This window comes from Kribbella sp. NPDC026611 (assembly GCF_040638345.1).
In the GTDB taxonomy this organism is placed as follows: Bacteria; Actinomycetota; Actinomycetes; order Propionibacteriales; family Kribbellaceae; genus Kribbella.
This window is the reverse complement of the sequence record NZ_JBEZYC010000009.1, coordinates 1-16552: the sequence shown is the minus strand read 5'-3', so window position 1 is coordinate 16552 and position 16552 is coordinate 1. Positions and strand designations below refer to the sequence as shown.

At 68.2% G+C, this 16552-nt stretch carries 15 protein-coding genes and 1 pseudogene; 13 read left to right on the top strand and 3 right to left on the bottom strand.

The window, feature by feature from the left end; translation table 11 throughout:
• Positions 1–384: a phage holin family protein gene (locus tag AB0E69_RS31295; RefSeq protein WP_360154247.1), complete on the bottom strand. Its 384-nt coding sequence runs from the start codon at positions 382–384 to the stop codon at positions 1–3.
• A gap of 102 nt (positions 385–486) precedes the next feature.
• Here AB0E69_RS31295 and AB0E69_RS31290 point away from each other — a divergent pair, with 102 nt between their 5' ends.
• The 9 genes and pseudogenes from AB0E69_RS31290 (at position 487) to AB0E69_RS31250 (ending at position 9648) form a co-directional block, all read left to right on the top strand.
• Positions 487–1596: a DUF4185 domain-containing protein gene (locus AB0E69_RS31290; RefSeq protein ID WP_360154244.1), complete on the top strand. Its 1110-nt coding sequence runs from the start codon at positions 487–489 to the stop codon at positions 1594–1596.
• A complete protein-coding gene (locus tag AB0E69_RS31285) occupies positions 1593–2309 on the top strand; it encodes an FCD domain-containing protein (protein ID WP_360154241.1) in 717 nt (238 codons plus the stop codon). The genes AB0E69_RS31290 and AB0E69_RS31285 overlap by 4 nt, the downstream gene beginning before the upstream one ends.
• Positions 2306–3577, top strand: coding sequence for an extracellular solute-binding protein (locus AB0E69_RS31280; protein WP_360154238.1), 1272 nt, complete (start codon positions 2306–2308; stop codon positions 3575–3577). Before AB0E69_RS31285 ends, AB0E69_RS31280 begins: the two co-directional genes overlap by 4 nt.
• Positions 3574–4449 carry a sugar ABC transporter permease gene (locus AB0E69_RS31275; RefSeq protein WP_360154235.1) on the top strand — a complete coding sequence of 292 codons (876 nt, stop codon included), beginning with the start codon at positions 3574–3576 and terminating at the stop codon, positions 4447–4449. The genes AB0E69_RS31280 and AB0E69_RS31275 overlap by 4 nt, the downstream gene beginning before the upstream one ends.
• Positions 4436–5245, top strand: a complete 810-nt coding sequence (locus AB0E69_RS31270) for a carbohydrate ABC transporter permease (protein WP_360154232.1) — start codon at positions 4436–4438, stop codon at positions 5243–5245. The genes AB0E69_RS31275 and AB0E69_RS31270 overlap by 14 nt, the downstream gene beginning before the upstream one ends.
• A gap of 10 nt (positions 5246–5255) precedes the next feature.
• A pseudogene (locus tag AB0E69_RS31265) lies at positions 5256–5453 on the top strand (SDR family NAD(P)-dependent oxidoreductase); the annotation flags it as partial.
• A gap of 324 nt (positions 5454–5777) precedes the next feature.
• Positions 5778–6395 carry an SDR family oxidoreductase gene (locus tag AB0E69_RS31260; protein WP_360155279.1) on the top strand — a complete coding sequence of 206 codons (618 nt, stop codon included), beginning with the start codon at positions 5778–5780 and terminating at the stop codon, positions 6393–6395.
• Positions 6392–7606 (top strand): enolase C-terminal domain-like protein, encoded by a 1215-nt coding sequence (locus tag AB0E69_RS31255; protein WP_360154229.1) that lies wholly within the window; start codon positions 6392–6394, stop codon positions 7604–7606. Before AB0E69_RS31260 ends, AB0E69_RS31255 begins: the two co-directional genes overlap by 4 nt.
• On the top strand, positions 7603–9648 hold the full coding sequence (locus tag AB0E69_RS31250) for a hypothetical protein (RefSeq protein ID WP_360154226.1): 2046 nt from the start codon (positions 7603–7605) through the stop codon (positions 9646–9648). Before AB0E69_RS31255 ends, AB0E69_RS31250 begins: the two co-directional genes overlap by 4 nt.
• A gap of 10 nt (positions 9649–9658) precedes the next feature.
• Here the strand turns inward: AB0E69_RS31250 and AB0E69_RS31245 are convergent, their stop codons facing one another.
• Positions 9659–10327 carry a GntR family transcriptional regulator gene (locus tag AB0E69_RS31245; RefSeq protein WP_360154223.1) on the bottom strand — a complete coding sequence of 223 codons (669 nt, stop codon included), beginning with the start codon at positions 10325–10327 and terminating at the stop codon, positions 9659–9661.
• A 170-nt stretch (positions 10328–10497) separates the two neighbouring features.
• Between AB0E69_RS31245 and AB0E69_RS31240 the strand changes: the two genes are divergently transcribed.
• Both AB0E69_RS31240 and AB0E69_RS31235 read left to right on the top strand, forming a co-directional pair.
• On the top strand, positions 10498–12111 hold the full coding sequence (locus AB0E69_RS31240; RefSeq protein ID WP_360154220.1) for a phage tail tip lysozyme: 1614 nt from the start codon (positions 10498–10500) through the stop codon (positions 12109–12111).
• Positions 12112–12125: 14 nt separating this feature from the next.
• Positions 12126–12737, top strand: coding sequence for a PEGA domain-containing protein (locus tag AB0E69_RS31235; RefSeq protein ID WP_360154217.1), 612 nt, complete (start codon positions 12126–12128; stop codon positions 12735–12737).
• On the opposite strand, the gene AB0E69_RS31230 is transcribed toward AB0E69_RS31235, so the two are convergent.
• On the bottom strand, positions 12721–13593 hold the full coding sequence (locus tag AB0E69_RS31230; protein WP_360154214.1) for an arginine deiminase family protein: 873 nt from the start codon (positions 13591–13593) through the stop codon (positions 12721–12723). The genes AB0E69_RS31235 and AB0E69_RS31230 overlap by 17 nt on opposite strands.
• 143 nt (positions 13594–13736) lie before the next feature.
• On the opposite strand from AB0E69_RS31230, the gene hisC reads away from it, so the two are divergent.
• Together hisC and AB0E69_RS31220 are read left to right on the top strand one after the other, a co-directional pair.
• On the top strand, positions 13737–14816 hold the full coding sequence (gene hisC / locus AB0E69_RS31225; RefSeq protein WP_360154211.1) for a histidinol-phosphate transaminase: 1080 nt from the start codon (positions 13737–13739) through the stop codon (positions 14814–14816).
• Complete coding sequence (locus AB0E69_RS31220) at positions 14813–15520, top strand: SDR family NAD(P)-dependent oxidoreductase (RefSeq protein WP_360154208.1); 708 nt, start codon at positions 14813–14815, stop codon at positions 15518–15520. Before hisC ends, AB0E69_RS31220 begins: the two co-directional genes overlap by 4 nt.
• Positions 15521–16552 lie beyond the last annotated feature (1032 nt).

Below are 16552 nucleotides of genomic sequence, written 5' to 3'. Positions count from 1 at the left end.
TCAGTGCGCGTCCTCCTTGTCGCGGAGCAGTGCGTTCACCACCACGCCGACGACCGAGATGATGATCGAGCCCCAGACCGCGGACCAGAAGCCGTCGACATGGAACTGGACGTCGAGCTTCCCGGTGATCCACGAGGTCAGCAGCAGCATCGCCGCGTTGATCACGACCAGGAACAGCCCGAGGGTCAGGAACACGAACAGGCACGACAGCGTCTTCACGACCGGCTTCACGATCGCGTTCACGATGCCGAAGATCGCGGCCACCACGAGCAGGGTGAGGATCCGGCGCCCGGTGGTGGAGCCCTGCAGCGTGATGCCGGCCAGCAGCCAGCTCGCCACGGCCAGGGCGACCGCGTTCGCAACCAGCCTGATGATCAGTTTCATGCCGACGATCCTGCCATCCGGCCCGGAGCGCCACGCTGGGCACCCGCCCTGATTCCACCCTGAGTCTTGACACGAAAATGACCAAGTGATCTGATCACTTTCATGTTTCGACGCCTTGGTGTGGCTCTCGCGCTGTCCTTGACGGTCGGCGGCCTCGCCGTCCCTGGTGTTTCTGCCGCTGTCTCCGCGGATTGCAGTGCTGTCCGCACCAACTGGACGGCCACGACAGTGCCGCACGCCGCGCCGGAGGGCTTGCTCAACGCCTACAGCAATACCGGCAAGGGCTGGACTGGCGCCGACAGCACCTACTCGGTCCAGCTGTCCGGCGGCCGGACGGTCTGGATCTTCTCCGACACGTTTCTCGGCCCGGTGAACCCGGACGGCAGCCGTCCGACCACCGCACCGTTCATCAACAACTCGTTCGTGGTCCAGCAGGGCAGCCGGCTCACCACGGTCACCGGCGGTACGGCGAGCCACCCGACCGCGCTGATCCCGCCGCCGTCGAACGGCTGGTACTGGGTCGGCGCCGCACAGACCAGCAACGCCGGCAAGAACCTCGACGTGGTCGCACTGCGCTTCGAGAAGACCGGCCCGGGGCAGTGGGACTGGCGCTGGGTCGCGAACTACCTGGCCCGGTTCGACAGCAAGACGCTGAAGCTCCAGTCGCTCAAGCCGATCCCGTCCGCTGCCAACGTGCAGTGGTCCGGGTGGCTGCTGCGCGACCGCGGCTACACCTACATCTACGGAGTCGAGGACCTCGGCGCCTCGAAGTACCAGCACGTTGCTCGCGTGCGCGGCGACGACCTCACCGGCAAGCCGTGGGAGTACTGGACGGGCAGTGGCTGGTCGCAGGACGAGTCCGCCTCGGTGCGGGTGCTGGAGGGCGTTGCCAACGAGCACAGCGTCACCGCCTTCGAGGACGGCTACCTGCTGGTCACGCACGACACCAAGGAGCTGTTCAGCAGCCGCGTGGTCGCGTACTTCGGCTGCTCGCCGACCGGACCGTGGGTGAAGCCGGTCGACCTCTACCAGACCCCGGAGACCGGAGGGAACATCATCACCTACAACTCCCACGAGCACCCGGACCTTCGCCGCGGCGACGAGCTCCTGGTCAGCTACAACGTCAACAGCCTGGTCAGCGACGACCTGTACGGCGACGTGAGCATCTACCGGCCAAGGTTCCTCGCGGTGACCCTGGCGGCGACCCGATGAGCGCCTCGGGTGGCGTCGTACGGCGCAGTCTGCTGGATGACCTGGCTACGTCGATGCTGGCGCTGATCGCCGAGCGCAAGCTGGCGCCAGGTGATCAGTTCGAGGCTGTGCGGTCGCTCGCCGAGCGGTACAAGGTCGCCGTACCCACTGTGCGGGAGGCGCTCCGGCGACTCGAGGCAACCGGAGCTGTAGAGCTGCGGCACGGGTCTGGTGTGTATGTCGGTCCCAACGTCGGCAGGCTCGTGCTGGCTAACCCGCTGGCGCTCGCGCCTTCGGCGGCCCGGCTCGTGGAGCTGCTGCAGGCTCGCGCGCTGATCGAGCCGCCGGTCGCTGCGCTCGCCGCACGGACCCAGGGGGCCGAGGCGCTCGAGCAGATGAGCCACGACCTTGCCGCTGCGGCCGAGCTGATCGCGTCGGGCGACCATGCGCAGCTGGCCGAGGTGAACATGGACTTCCACCGCTCGCTCGCCCAGGCGTCCGGCAACGCGACGCTGGCCGAGGTGGTCGAGTCGGTGACGGTCGTGAACGCACGCGAGCAGCTGGAGATCCTGCACATCCACGGCGACCGCCAGGCCGACCTGGACGAGCACCGGGCGATCTACGACGCGGTCCGCTCCGGCGACCCCGACCTCGCCGAGCTGCTCACCCGTGAGCACCTGGACGGCGTCCTCGCCGTCATCAACGAACGACTGGACCTGGAAGGACGCGCATGAGGCAGCGTAAGACACTGACCGCCCTCGTCGTCGCCGGAGCGCTGGCGCTGTCCGCCTGTGGCGGCGGTGGTGGCGCGGCGGCGCCCAAGAAGGGCGACGACAAGCCGGTCGACTCGCTGAAGTTCTACAACGACAAAGGCGGGTGGAAGGACGCGTTCGCCCAGGTCGGCGCGGCCAGCAAGAAGGACATCGGCGTCGGCATGGAGCCGGTCGGGTACTCCGACTCGAACACGTACACCGCCTTCATCCGGTCGTCGTTCCGGACCAAGGAGAAGGCCGACCTGTTCACCTGGCACACCGGCAAGGAACTTCAGGATCTGGTGGACCAGAAGCTCGTTGCCGAGACCACCGACCAGTGGACCAAGGCAGTTGCTGATGGCAACGTGCCGGAGCAGCTGAAGCAGTACTTCACCTTCGACGGCAAGCAGTACTGCGTGCCGCTGAACGCCGGCTACTGGGTCATGTACTACAACAAGGCCGTCTTCAAGAAGGCCGGGATCACCAAGACCCCGACGACCTGGGCCGAGCTGCTCGCCACCGCCGACAAGGTCAAGGCGGCCGGCGTGAAGCCGTTCTACCAGACCAACATCCTGTTCTCGTTCGTCTGGTTCGAGACATTGCTGGCCGGCAAGGACCCCGACCTGTACGACGCGCTCGCGACCGGTAAGGCGAAGTACACCGACCCGGGCGTGGTCGAGGTGATGAACGAGTGGAAGAAGCTGATCGACGCGGGGTACTTCAGCGATCCGGGCGCGAAGACCGAGCCGCAGGCGCAGCTGAAGAACGGCGACGTCGCGATGATCAACTTCGGCACCTGGTTCAGCGGCAACCTGAACACGCTGAAGATGAAGGCGGGCACCGACTACGACTTCTTCGTGATTCCGAACGTGAATCCGGCGCTGCCCAAGACGTCGATGATCTTCGAGACCGGGCCGGTGTGCTCGGCCGCCGCCTCCGACCACGCGTCCACGGTGAAGAAGTGGACCGACTGGTGGGTCACGCCGCAGGCGCAGACCGCCTGGGCGAACTCGCGCGGCGACCTGTCCTTCAACCCGAAGGCGGAGGTCAAGGACCCGGGTCTGGCGCAGCTGAACAAGGACGTCACCGGGTATCGCCTGATCAACCGGTGGTTCGAGGCGACGCCGGTGCCGGTGGCGAACAAGGCGCTCGAGGTGTTCGGCGCGTTCGTGACCAAGCCGGGCGACCCGATGCCGGGCCTGCAGAAGATCCAGGCCGAGGCGGACGCGTACTGGGCCAAGCAGAAGTGAAGGACCGTACCGGTGCGCGCACGGCTCCGCTGTTCGGACTGCCGGCGGTAGCCGTCGTAGCGCTGCTCTTGTACCTCCCGTTCCTGTGGACGACGTACGTCAGCTTCACCTCCTACGACGGGCTCGCGTCACCGGTGTGGTCGGGGCTGGCCAACTACAAGGCGATGTTCAGCGACCCCGACCTGGTCGGGGCGCTGGTCAACACGCTGCTGTGGGTGGTCGGCATGGTGACCCTGCCCGTGGCGCTCGGGCTGGTCGTCGCAGTACTGACCTATGGGCACAAGTGGGGGACGTGGTTGCGGCTGCCGTTCCTGCTGCCCTATGCGATCTCCGGTGTGGCAGTGGGCGTCATCTGGGGCTTCGTGCTCCAGCCGGACGGCGCACTGGGCCAGGCACTCGGCTTCTTCGGCCTGCCCGGCGCCCACACCGGCTGGCTGCAGTCCGGGCCTGGCAACACGCTGATCATGATCGTGGCCGTGACCTGGCAAGCTGCCGGCGTCAACGCTCTGCTCTTCGTCGTAGGTCTGCAGTCCATCCCCAACGAGCCGCTGGAGGCCGCCCGGCTGGACGGTGCCGAGGGCTTCGCGCTCTTCCGGCACCAGCTCTGGCCGCAGCTCCGCGCGATCACCACAGTTGTCATCGGATTGTCGATCGTCGGCAGCCTCAAGACCTTCGACGTGGTCTGGGTGATGACGCAGGGTGGTCCGGGTACCTCGTCGGAGACGCTCGCGTTGTCGATGTACAAGGAGACCTTCGTGCTGAACGACTACGGCCAGGGTGCGGCGATCGCGCTGTTCCTCAGCCTGGTCACGTTCGCCGCCTCGATCCTGTACCTGCGCTACCAGCTGGGGGACGCCCGTGAGCAGGGTTAGAACCGGCGTCCTCGTGCTCCTCGGGTTGATCTGGCTCGCACCGGTCTACCTGCTCATCGTGAACGCGTCGAAGCCGGTGGACGGGTACGACGCTGATCGCGTGTGGAGCCCCGACGGGTTCGCGCTCTTCGCCAACTTCGGGGACGCGTGGAGCAAGGCCGCGCTCGGGGACACGCTGGTCGCGACGACGCTGTACTCCGTGGTGGCGCCGGTGCTCGCCGTCCTCATCGGTGCGGCCGCGGGCTACGCGGTCGTCGTACTGCGGTTGCGGCGTGGGTTCCTGTGGTTCGTGTTCATCTTCGGCGGGACGATCTTCCCGGTGCAGATGATCCTGATGCCGCTGTTCTCCGGGTACGCGAACTCCGGGCTGTACGACACCCGGGCCGGGATGATCGTCGTGTACACCGCGATCAGCGTGCCGTTCTCGGCGTTCGTGATGCGGAACTTCTTCACCGGGATCGCGCGGAGCGTCTTCGAGGCCGCGGTCGTGGACGGCGGCGGGCTGTTCCGGATCTTCCGCAGCATCTACCTGCCGATGGCGGGGGCGGCGCTGGCGGCGATCTTTATCCTGCAGGCGACCTTCGTGTGGAACGACCTGCTGCTCGGGCTCACTTTGAGCCAGTCCGAATCGGTCCGCCCGATCATGCCGGCCCTGACCGGACTCCAGAGCACGTACGGCGGCGCCTCTCTCCCCACCGTCCTGGCCGGCGGCCTCCTCGTCTCCCTCCCCACCGTCATCCTCTTCCTCGCCGCCCAACGCTTCTTCTCCCGGGGCCTAGCCCTGGGCCAGTTCTGAGAGGACACCCATGCCGCAGCAGTCCGACGCCGCTTTCGGCGGAGAAGAGCACGCCATCTCTCGGGGCGGGGTGGCTGGCGGGCGCACAGTCGTCGTCACCGGAGGCGCAGCCGGAATCGGCCGAGCAGCAGTCGAACGCTTCGCGGCAGCCGGAGACCACGTAATAGCCCTGGACCGAGACGCCGAGGCGCTAGCAGCCCTAGAGGCCCAGCTGGGGAGCCCAACCCACCACCCCGCTGCCCCGGCCGAGGCGCCCGGAGGCGACGGGGATCCGGTCCTTCACCCCGCTGCTCCGGCCGGTGGGCTTGGCGGTGACTCCGCTCGCCACCTGCCGGCTCCGGCGGATGGGCTCGGGGGTGACTCGGCCCACCACGTGCCTGCTTCGGCCGGTGGGTCCGGGGGCGACGGGGGTCCGGCCCGCCACCCCGCTTCCCCGGCGGATGGGCATGGGGGCGACTCGGCCCACCACCCACCTGCCCCGGCGGATGGGCATTGGGGCGGCTCTGCTTTTTCTGCAGTTCTGGGTGGGCGGGTGACTGGGGTTCAGGTTGATGTTTCGGACCGGGCTGCGTTGGCTTCCGCCGCGGAGGAGATCGGTGGGGTGGATGTGCTGGTTTGTGCAGCGGGTATTCAGCGGTACGGGACGGTGATTGACACGCCCGGCGACGTTTACGACGAGGTGATGGCCGTCAACGTCGGCGGGGTGTTTTTTGCTTGTCAGGCGTTTGTGCCGAAGCTGCCCCGGGGCGGGAGTGTTGTGGTGGTCGCGTCGGTGCAGGCGTATGCGGCGCAGACCGGCGTCGCGGCGTACTCCATGGGTAAGGGCGCGCTGCTGAGTCTGGTACGAGCAATGGCGGTGGATCACGCACCGGGCGGCATCCGGGTGAACGCAGTCTGCCCAGGCTCGGTGGATACGCCGATGTTGCGGACGTCGGCACAGCAGTTCGCCGGCGAGCGGTCAACGGACGAGGTGATTGCCGAGTGGGGCCGGTCGCACCCGCTCGGTCGGGTTGCGACGCCGGCAGAAGTTGCCGAGGTCATCCATTTCCTGGCTTCGCCGGCCGCGTCCTTCATGACCGGCGCGGACGTGAAGGTCGACGGCGGGCTGACCGCGGGGCTGCCCGTCGTCCTCCCGGAGGGAGCCAAGTGAGGATCGTCGACGTCCGCGCCACCACCGTCACCGTGCCGCTCGAGGCGCCACTCCGGCACAGCAACGGCGCGCACTGGGGACGCTTCGTCCGGACGGTCGTCGAAGTAGAAGCCGACAACGGCCTGATCGGCCTCGGCGAGATGGGCGGCGGTGGCCAGAGCGCCGAGGATGCCGTCGCCGGCCTCAAGCCGTACCTGCTCGGTCACGACCCGGCCCAGACCGAGGCGCTGCGCTGGATGCTCGCCAACCCGACCGCCAGCCTCTACAACAACCGCACTCAGTTGCTAGCAGCAATCGAATTCGCCTGCCTCGACCTGCAGGGTCTCCAGCTCGGCGTGCCGGTCCACGAGCTGCTGGGCGGCAAGGTACGCGACAAGGTCCCGTTCGCCAGCTACCTGTTCTTCCGCCACCCCGCGGACGACGGCACCGGCGAGATCCGGACCGCCGAGCAACTGGTCGCGCACGCCCAGCAGTTGGTGGACGCGCACGGCTTCACCGTGCACAAGCTGAAGGGCGGCGTCTTCCCGCCCGACTACGAGCGCGAGTGCTTCCGCGCGCTCGCCGAGGCGTTCCCCGGGCACCGCGTCCGCTTCGACCCGAACGGCGCGTTCAGCGTCGAGGAGGCGATCCGGTTCGCGCGCGGGATCGAGGACCTCGACAACGACTACCTCGAGGACCCGACCTGGGGGATGAACGGGCTGCGCCGGGTCCGCGCCAACACCCCGATCCCGCTCGCCACCAACACCGTGGTGGTGAACTTCGAGCAGCTCGCCGCGAACGTCCGCGACCCGGCGGTCGACGTGATCCTGCTCGACACCACGTTCTGGGGCGGGATCCGGCCGTGTATCAAAGCGGCCGGGGTCTGCGAGACGTTCCAGCTCGGGGTCGCCGTGCACTCGTCGGGCGAGCTCGGCATCCAGCTGGCGACGATGCTGCAGCTGGGTGCCGTCGTACCGAACCTCTCGTTCGCCGCCGACGCGCACTACCACCACCTGCGCGACGACATCATTGCCGGAGGCAAGCTTTCGTACGCCGGCGGCGCGATCGCGGTACCGGACGCGCCCGGGCTCGGCGTCGAGCTGGACCGGGTCAAGCTGGCCGAGTACGCCGAGCTGTTCCGCGAGCTCGGCCCGTACCCCTACGACCGCGACCCCGCCCGCCCCGGCTGGTACCCCCTGCTCCCGAACTCCGATTGGGCCGACCCCTCATGACGATCCCGCGCAGCGCCGACCTGGCCAGTGACGTCCTCACGCACACGTACGACGACATGTTCAACCCGCCCGGACTGACCAACTTCCTCGGTACGGCGCAGGTCGACCTCGACGTCGCCGCGATCCGCAGCGTGAACTTCCCGCCGTACTCGCACGGCGACACGATCACCGGCCAGCTGTACGTCGACGGCCGCCTGACCCGCTCGTACGGCGGCACGGTCGAGGTCGTGTGGCGCCCCGACCGCGTGGTCCGCTCGACCACTGTGGACGGCCTCCACCTCCGCACCACAACCGCGTGCGCTCCCGGTCGCCCGGCTGTGGTCGTCCTGCTGGAGGTGTCCGGGGAGGCGGGGCGGTCCGTACGGCTGGGGCTTTCGCTGGCCAGTACTGCGACCCGCTCGTCGACCGCGTGGTTGCGCCCCGAGCCTCCGTCCGAGCCGAACACCCTTCGAGCAATAGGCGACCGCGTCCTCGGTGAGTCTGAATCAGCCGTGAGCATGCAAGGTCTCGATATACCCAGCACTGTCGACAGGACGATGCTGCAGGCCACCGTGGTGCTTGATGAGGCTGGGCACGGGCAGCTGTCCTACGTGCACGTGCTCGCGGGGTCTGTGGAGGAGGCGACGGAGCACTTCGACGTGTGCGTGGCCGACGTACCCGCGGTGCTGGCGGTGGCCGAGGGTGTGTGGGACATGGCCCTGGCAGATGCGTTCGACCCGTCCAGCGAAGGCTTCAGTGGGTCGCTGCCGGTGCTGGAGACCTCCAACGCGGCGCTGAAGAAGCTGTACTGGTGGGGCGTGCTCGGCGTGGTCTGGTTCCGCCGCGACAACCCGGCCAGCGTGCTCGGCCGGACGTACGACACGCTGATGCCGCGGTACTGGCAGACCACGACCTTCATCTGGGACTACAGCCTGTCCTCGCTGACGCATGCACTGCTCGACCCCGCGCCGATGCGCAAGCACATCGAGCACTGGATCGACCTGGACATTCACCAGCACTTCGGCACCGAGTGGCTGACCGGTGGACCGGTCGGCTACTGGTACTCGGTCAACGACTTCGCCATGACCCGGCTGGTCCGCGACTACGTGCGCTTCACCGGCGACGACGGCTTCCTGGACGTTGCTGTTGGTGAGAAGGCCGTTGGGGACCACCTGCACGACTGGGCGACCGCCTGGCGCGGCCTGCGCGGTGAGCACGCGCTGGCGGACTACGGCGGTATCGACAACCTGCTGGAGTGCGTCAGCAGTTACGTGCACGAGGTAGCCAGCTTCAACGCGGCCAACGTTTGGTGCATGCGGGTGGCTGCTGAGGTGGCCGAGCGCTCCGGTGACACCGACCGCGCCGAGCTGCTCCGCAAGGAGGCAACCATCCAGGCCGGCCACGTGAACGAGCTCTACGTCGAGGGCCGCGGCTTCTGGCATGCCCGCCAGCCCGATGGCTCGCTGGTCCCGGTTCGCCACTGCTACGACTTCAACCTGATCGGTACGACGATGGCCGGCGACCTCTCGGAGTCGCAGCGGTCCGAGATGGTGTCGTTCTTCCAGCGGGAGCTCCAGACACCCACGTGGATGCGCGCGCTGTCGCCGTACGACGCCGACGCGGCCTTCAGCGTTCGTCCGGACCACCAGTGGAACGGCGCGTACCCGGCCTGGCCGGCGGATGCGGGGCGTGCGCTGTTCCAGCTTGGGCGGGGCGACGTACTGCTGGACTGGCTGCCTGGTCTGGCGCGCTCCGCCAACCAGGGGCCGTGCGGCCAGGCGCACTTCGTCGAGGAGGCGCAACCGGCGATGGCTGGTGGTGCGCGCAAGGTGCCACCACAGTTCCCGTACCTGATCGACTGGTCCTGCTCGTCCTCCGGCTCCTGGGTGAGCCTCGTACTCGAAGGCATCTTCGGCATCGAGGTAGCGCTCGACGGCACGGTCACCGCCAACCCACAGGTCGCCGCGCTCGACCCCACCGCCCGGCTGACCGGCCTGCGCGTTGGGGCGAGGACGTACGACGTGACCGCCGACGGAGCCGTGGAGCGACCAGCTGCGTCCTAGCAGCCGTGCATCAGCTCTGGGGCATCGCGATGGCTTCGAGGAGTGACTCCTGCGCTCCGTCGAGGTGGAGGCTGAGCTCGGCGATGCAGTCGTCGAGCTCGCCTCGCTCCAGCAGCCGGATCAGCTTGCGGTGGGACGCCACCTGCTGGCGCGCGTCCTGCCGCAACGCGTCCACGCGGGCCAGCGCGAGCCTGGCCTCGCCGAGGATCGAGTCGGCGGTGGCGATCAGGCGGTCGCTGCCGGTCAGGGCCACCAGGCTGCGGTGGATGGCGAGGTGCGTCTCGGTCATCGCCTCCGGGTCGGCACCGTCCTTCGCGGTCGCGGCGAACACCCGCATCGCCTCCCGGACGCGCTCGCGGGCCGGCTCGTCTGCGTCGTACCAGGCGCGGATCCCGGCGGACTCGAGCACGAAGCGGGCGCGGCAGATGTCCGCCACCGCCTCCGGGTGCAGGATCGCGACGCTGACGCCCTTGTTCGGCTCGCGGACCGCGAGGCCCTCCGTGACCAGCATGGTCATCGCCTCACGGACCGTGCTGCGGGCGACCCCGAGCGCCTCGGCCAGCGGCTGCTCGCGCAACGGCGTACCGGGCTCCAGGTCGCCCGCGAACATGGCGGCGCGCAGGGCGTCGACCACCCGGTCCACGGTGGTCGAGCGGTCTACCCGCAGCCGTTCGTACATGGGGAGATTCTCGTCCAGTCCAGCGCCGTTGTCGCGCGCGACCCGGTCTGGGTGCCCGCCTGTGGATAACTCCCGACATACTGACCCAGTTTTCGGGCAGCATAGGGGCCAGCGGCCGCCCCTCTCCGCGGAACGGCGCGGGGAGCCGCCGAGGGACCGAGGAGCTGAGCGTGGCTAACAAGATCTGGGGAATCATCATGATTCCCTTCGTGATGATCTTCGCCCTGGTCATCGTGATCGCCATGCTCCTGTCCGCGCTGAGCGGCACGGCTGACGCCCAGAGCTGCCAGCCGGTCACGACCGAGAGTAAGTCGTTCAGCTACCCGACCGACAGCCACGACCTCGACGAGGGCTGGCAGGACCCGGACGAGAACGGCTACAGCCACTCCGGCCTGGACTGGAAGGTCAAGGAAGGCAGCAAGGTCTACGCGATCCAGGACGGCAAGGTCGTCTCGATCGACAACAACACCGTGGTCATCAACCACGGCGAGGCCCTGCAGACCCACACCCAGTTCTTCCACGACATCATGGTCAAGCCCGGCGACGAGGTGAAGCGCGGCCAGCAGATCGGCACCTCGGGCTCCGGTGACGAGGCCGCGCCCGGTGACAGCGGCGAACACGTCCACCTCGAGATGTGGCTGGACAAGGAAGGCAAGGGCAACTACCAGAACGAGAAGCCCCACGACGAGGACATCTTCGGCGACCCGGGCACGCCGGCCGGGGCGACTGGCGGCGGCTGCGGCGGCTGCGGCGGCGGCACTGGTCCGCTGACCGGCGCCAACAACGAGCAGAAGGCCTTTAACTTCTTCGTCACCAGCGGCTACACGAAGGAGCAGGCCGCCGGGATCACCGGCAACCTGGTCGCGGAGTCGAGTGTCGAGCCGCTGTTGATGAACCCTGATCTCCCCGGCACGAACACGCCAACGGCGCAGGCCGCGAGCTCCGACAAGGCCTGGGGTATCGCGCAGTGGCACCCGCCGAGCGAGTTCATCAAGAACGCCAGGGGCACCGGCGCCGACGACCAGACGATCGGCACGCTCGAATTCCAGCTCAAGTGGCTCAAGGAGCAGCTCGACGGCAAGGGCCCGATGCCCAAGAAGGAGGTGGGCGATCACGTCAAGGCCGCGAAGACGGTCGAGGACGCGGCCTACATCTTCGGCTTCGAGTTCGAGAAATTCAGCACGGACCCGAATTCGCCGGAGCTCAAGCACCGGCAGGCAGACGCCCGAACCACCTTCGACAAGTACGCCGGCCAGGCGCCCGCCGCGGGCGGTGCCTGCACCGGCGACCCCAAAGGCATCGTCAAGACCGCGCTGCTGCTGGCCTGGGACACCGAGAAGAACTCGCACGAGCCGAAGCCGGCGAACTACCACAACGACGGCGGCCCGGGCTACGCGGCAGCCAACGCGCAGTACAACAAGGGCAACAGCGACCTGACCGACTGTGGTGTGTTCGTCGCCACCGTGATGCACATGAGCGGCGCCGACAAGGACTACCCCGGCGTCAGCACTCGCACCCAACTGCCGTACCTGAGGAGCTCCGGCAAGTACGACGTGTACGACAACCTCAACGACGAACACGATCTGCATCCGGGCGACATCTTCATCATCAACAGGCCGGACGGCTCCGGGCACACCTACATTTACACCGGCCCCTACACGGGCGGCGACAACGCCAAGTACAACGCTGCGTCCGCGTCCTTGGGGGGCCACACACCTCAGGCGGAGCACATGTTCTTCTCCGACTACGGCGGCCACTACGTCGTGGCCCGACTCAAGCAGTAGGGAGCAGCAGGCGCATGGAGCTGAACCGGCGGATGATGGTTGTCGGCGGCACCGTCCTCGTAGTGGTGCTGATCGTGATCGGCAGCGTCCTTCTCTTCGGCGGCGGGAGCGAGCACAAGCTGGAGGTCACATCGGTCCCGAACGACCTCACCCTGACCCTGGACGGCAAGCAGATCCCGGCCAACGGCGAGGTCAAGGTGAAGGGCGGCAAGCACACGCTGACCGGTGAGCGGCGTGGCTTCGAGACCTACTCCCAGACGATCGACGTCCGCGGCGACACCGACGCGAAAGTGTTCCTGTTCGCCAACAGCGACGAGGGCCGAGCCTGGGAAGCGCAGAACCTGGAGCAGGAGAAGAAGCTCCAGGCCGAGTCCAGCCGGCGGTTCGACGAGCTGAACCGCCGGATGGCGAGGAAGTACCCGATCCTCCAGGAACTGCCGTACCACGGCCCGGGCTTCACCATCGACCAGGGCAAGTCGCAGGCGCACCCCGACGACCCCGAGGTGCTGGGGTTCTACATCCGGGTAACCTACCCCGAGGGGCGGCAGAATGCGCTCGACTGGTTGACCGGGCATGGGTACAAGCCGGAGACGCTCGAGCTGATCTGGGTCAAGCCGGGGCAATGAGCTCGCCGCCGGGGACGGTGATGTCCGCGAGCGGGAAGTCCAGCGGGTTGGTCAGGCAGCGGGCCGAGCCGCCGCCCTTGTGGAACTCGGACAGGTCGAGGACGACCAGGGTTAGGCCCAGGCCGGTGAGGATCGCGCGCAGGCGGTCCGAGCAGGCCGGCATGATGATCGTGTCGCCGACCACGATCGAGTTCGCGCTGAAGGCGAAGGCCTCCGCGTCGGTGAGGACGATCGGGTCCGGAACGATCCCGGACAGTTCGGCCTGGCTCGCCGCGTCGAAGGCCGGCGGGTAGATCATCGCGTGCGTGCTGTCGACCGGGCAGAACGGCAGGTCGAGGTGGTACATGCCCTCGTGCGCGATCCGCAGGCCGCGGACCCGGATGTTCCAGTCGGTGGCCAGGTGCTTCAGCGCCTCGGCCTCCGTGCGCGGGCCGTACCCGACGACCAGGCTGTCGCCGAACACGAACGCGTCCCCGGACTCGAAGTGCGGGCCGACGCCCTCGCCGCCGGTGCGGCCGAGCGCGAAACCGTGCTCGGCGAACCACTCCGCGGCCGTCAGCGACTCCTTGCGCCGCGGCTCGAAGCGCATGTGCGAGAGCATCGCGCGGCCGTCGGCGGCCGCCAGCCCGAGGTTCATCGCGTAGACCATGTCGGGGGAGTCGGACCGCTGCGCGAGCACCTCGACCTCGCCACCGGCGTCGACGATCGCCTGCCCCAAGGACTCCCACTGCTTCAGCGTCAGCACCGGGTCCGGCTGGTCCTGCGTCGACATGTACGGGTTGATCACGTGGTCGATCCGGAAGTGATCCGGACGAACCATCAGATACCGGCGCCCCCACTCCAGCCGCTGACCCATGACACCCTCCTGACGCGCTGAGACCTGGTGGCCAGATCCCCTGATTGTCCGACAATCAGTCAGTTTGAGGGCGGATGGGGCTGTAGTCAAACCCTCGTGGGGGACGGGTACCGGCGTGCGGATGTAAGGACTAACCTGCGGTCATGACCCCTGACCCTGAGGTTCGATTTCGCGCCTGCCTGGACGACGTCGCGGCTTACAAGCCCGGCCGTCCGCCGGCGCGCACCGACGGCCGGCCGACGTACAAGTTGTCCAGCAACGAGAACCCGTACCCGCCGCTCCCCGGCGTGCTCGCCGCCGCGGTCCAGGCCGCTGAGCAGATGAACCGGTACCCGGACATGGGCGCCGTCGAGCTGCTGGAAGCGCTCTCCGCGCGGTTCGGCGTACCGGTGAGCGATCTCGCGGTCGGCACCGGCTCGGTCGCGTTGCTGTACCACCTGCTGCAGGCGACGGTCCACGACGGCGACGAGGTGGTGTACGCCTGGCGCTCGTTCGAGGCGTACCCGATCGCGGTCCAGCTGACCGGGGCCACCTCGGTCCAGGTCCCGCTGACCGACGAGGCCCGCCACGACTTCAAGGCGATGGAGGCGGCGATCACCGACCGGACGAAGGTCGTGCTGGTCTGTACGCCGAACAACCCGACCGGCCCGGTGGTCCACCGCGACGAGCTCCTCGCGTTCCTGGACGCCGTACCGTCGAACGTGCTGGTCGTGCTGGACGAGGCGTACCGCGAGTTCGTCCGCGACCCGGACGTCGTCGACGGCGTCGACCTGTACCGCGACCGGCCGAACGTGCTGGTCCTGCGAACGTTCTCGAAGGCCTACGGGCTGGCCGGCTTCCGCGTCGGGTACGCGATCGGGCATCCGGACGTGGTCGGCGCGATCCGGAAGTGCGCGCTGCCGTTCGGGGTCTCGTACGTCGCCCAGGCGGCGGCGATCGCGTCGCTGCAGGTCGAGGAGGAGCTGCTCGAGCGGGTCGAGTCCTTGGTCGCCGAGCGGACCCGGGTGGTCGCGACACTGCGCGCGTCCGGCTGGGAGGTGCCGGACACCCAGACCAACTTCGTCTGGCTGGACCTCGGCGAGGAGACGGTGGCGTTCTCGGAGGCAGTTCAGGCCGAGGGTGTCTCGGTCCGCCCGTTCCCCGGCGACGGCGTCCGCGTCTCGATCGGCGAACCCGAGGCCAACGACCTGTTCCTCCAGGTCGCCTGCGCCTGGCGCTCGTGAGGCCCTTCGTCTGGATCTCCGGAGCCTCGTCCGGGATCGGCGCCGCACTCGCCGCGTCGGTACCGTTCCCGGACGCCCGGGTCATCGATCTGTCCCGCACTGGTGGTTGTGTAGAACACTTCAAGGCCGACCTGTCAGATCCTGCCGACTGGCTCCGCGTCGAACAGCACTTCACGACCGAGCTGGCGTCGTACACCGGCGACCGAGTCGTCTTCATCCACAACGCCGGGACGATCAGCCCTATCGGTCCTGCTGAGAAGGTGGGCCGGGATGCTTACACCCACGCGGTCCTACTCAACTCAGCCGCACCCCAGATCCTGGGCAGCGCATTCCTCCGCGCGTCTGCCCACTTGTCGTGCCCGCGGCACCTGATCCTGATCTCCTCCGGGGCCGCCAAGACACCGTATGCCGGGTGGTCGTCGTACAGCGCCGGCAAAGCAGCTTCCGAACAATGGGTCCGCACGGTTGCCCTGGAACTCCCACCCACCTGCCAGGTCCTGGCCGTCGCGCCCGGGGTGGTCGACACTCCCATGCAGTCGGAGATCCGCTCTGCAGATGTCGAGTCGTTCCCGTCCGTAGCCCGCTTCCAGACGTTGAAGTCCACCGGAGCGCTGTCTAGCCCCGAGACGGCGGCGTCCGGCATCTGGTCGCTCCTGACGAAGGACCTCCCCAACGGCTCCTGCGTGGACCTCCGCAACCTGTAGGCCCGGCGCCCCTGGTTTCCGGAGGAAAAGTGTCATGTGACGACACTTTCCTTCCGAAGATCGAGCGTGAGGCCAGCGCGGGAGGAGCAGTGCGTAGCACCGCGCAGGGTTCACTTGCAGCACCCGAAACCACCGGTATGACGGGTTAGTAGGCCAGCCCGCCGTAGTCACCCGCGAGCGCCAGCTCGCAACCGCAAGCGAAGCGAGCAACCCGTGGCGGCAGCCGCGAACCAGCGAGCGGCAGCTCGCAACCGCGAGCGAAGCGAGCTCCCGGCGCCAGCCGGACGCACCTGGGGCGCTCGCCCCCGAACAGGCAGGGTGGGTGGGCGGCGCGTAGTGCGGCGACGAAGGAGCCGTGCGTAGCCCCGCGGTGGGGTTACACCAGCACCACGCGCCAGGAGTACGACGGGTAGTGCGCCAGCCCGGAGTTGTCACCCGCGAGCGGCAGCTCGCAACACGCGAGCGTAGCGAGCGAACCCCCGGCGGTAGCCGGATGCACCGGGGGCACTCGCCCCGAACAGACGGGTGGGTGGGGCGGCGCGTAGCTCGGCGACGAAGGAGCCGTGCGTAGCACCGCGCTGGGACTACCAGCAGCACCACCCACCAGCAGTACGACGAGTAATGCGCCGGCCCGGGGCAGTCACCCGCGAGCGGCAGCGAGCAACCCGCGGCGCCAGCCGCGAACCCCGCGAGCGCAGCGAGCGAACCCCCGGCGGTAGCCGGATGCACCGGGGGCCACTCGCCCCCGAACAACAGGGTGGGTGGGGCGGCGCGTAGCTCGGCGACGGAGGAGCGGTGCGTAGCAGCGCGATGGGACTACCACCTGCACCAGGCACCAGCAGTACGGCGAGTAATGCGCCAGCCCGGAGTTGTCACCCGCGAGCGGCAGCGAGCAACTCGCCAGCGGTAGCTGGCAGGAAGCCGGCGCTAAGCCGGGGTGGGCTGTGTCAAGGATCTTGGACAGTTGTGGTGGGTGGTTGGTTAGGCGGCGGGGGTTGTTCGTTGGTGGTTGGTGAGGGCTTCGAACGGGGT

What these genes read in the sequence shown, in the direction of transcription:
- AB0E69_RS31250 (WP_360154226.1), top strand. Translation starts at nt 7,603, where the DNA reads ATGACGATCCCGCGCAGCGCCGACCTGGCCAGTGACGTCCTCACGCAC.
- AB0E69_RS31280 (WP_360154238.1), top strand. Translation starts at nt 2,306, where the DNA reads ATGAGGCAGCGTAAGACACTGACCGCCCTCGTCGTCGCCGGAGCGCTG.
- AB0E69_RS31285 (WP_360154241.1), top strand. Translation starts at nt 1,593, where the DNA reads ATGAGCGCCTCGGGTGGCGTCGTACGGCGCAGTCTGCTGGATGACCTG.
- AB0E69_RS31230 (WP_360154214.1), bottom strand. Translation starts at nt 13,593, where the DNA reads ATGGGTCAGCGGCTGGAGTGGGGGCGCCGGTATCTGATGGTTCGTCCG.
- AB0E69_RS31295 (WP_360154247.1), bottom strand. Translation starts at nt 384, where the DNA reads ATGAAACTGATCATCAGGCTGGTTGCGAACGCGGTCGCCCTGGCCGTG.
- hisC (WP_360154211.1), top strand. Translation starts at nt 13,737, where the DNA reads ATGACCCCTGACCCTGAGGTTCGATTTCGCGCCTGCCTGGACGACGTC.
- AB0E69_RS31290 (WP_360154244.1), top strand. Translation starts at nt 487, where the DNA reads ATGTTTCGACGCCTTGGTGTGGCTCTCGCGCTGTCCTTGACGGTCGGC.
- AB0E69_RS31245 (WP_360154223.1), bottom strand. Translation starts at nt 10,327, where the DNA reads ATGTACGAACGGCTGCGGGTAGACCGCTCGACCACCGTGGACCGGGTG.
- AB0E69_RS31235 (WP_360154217.1), top strand. Translation starts at nt 12,126, where the DNA reads ATGGAGCTGAACCGGCGGATGATGGTTGTCGGCGGCACCGTCCTCGTA.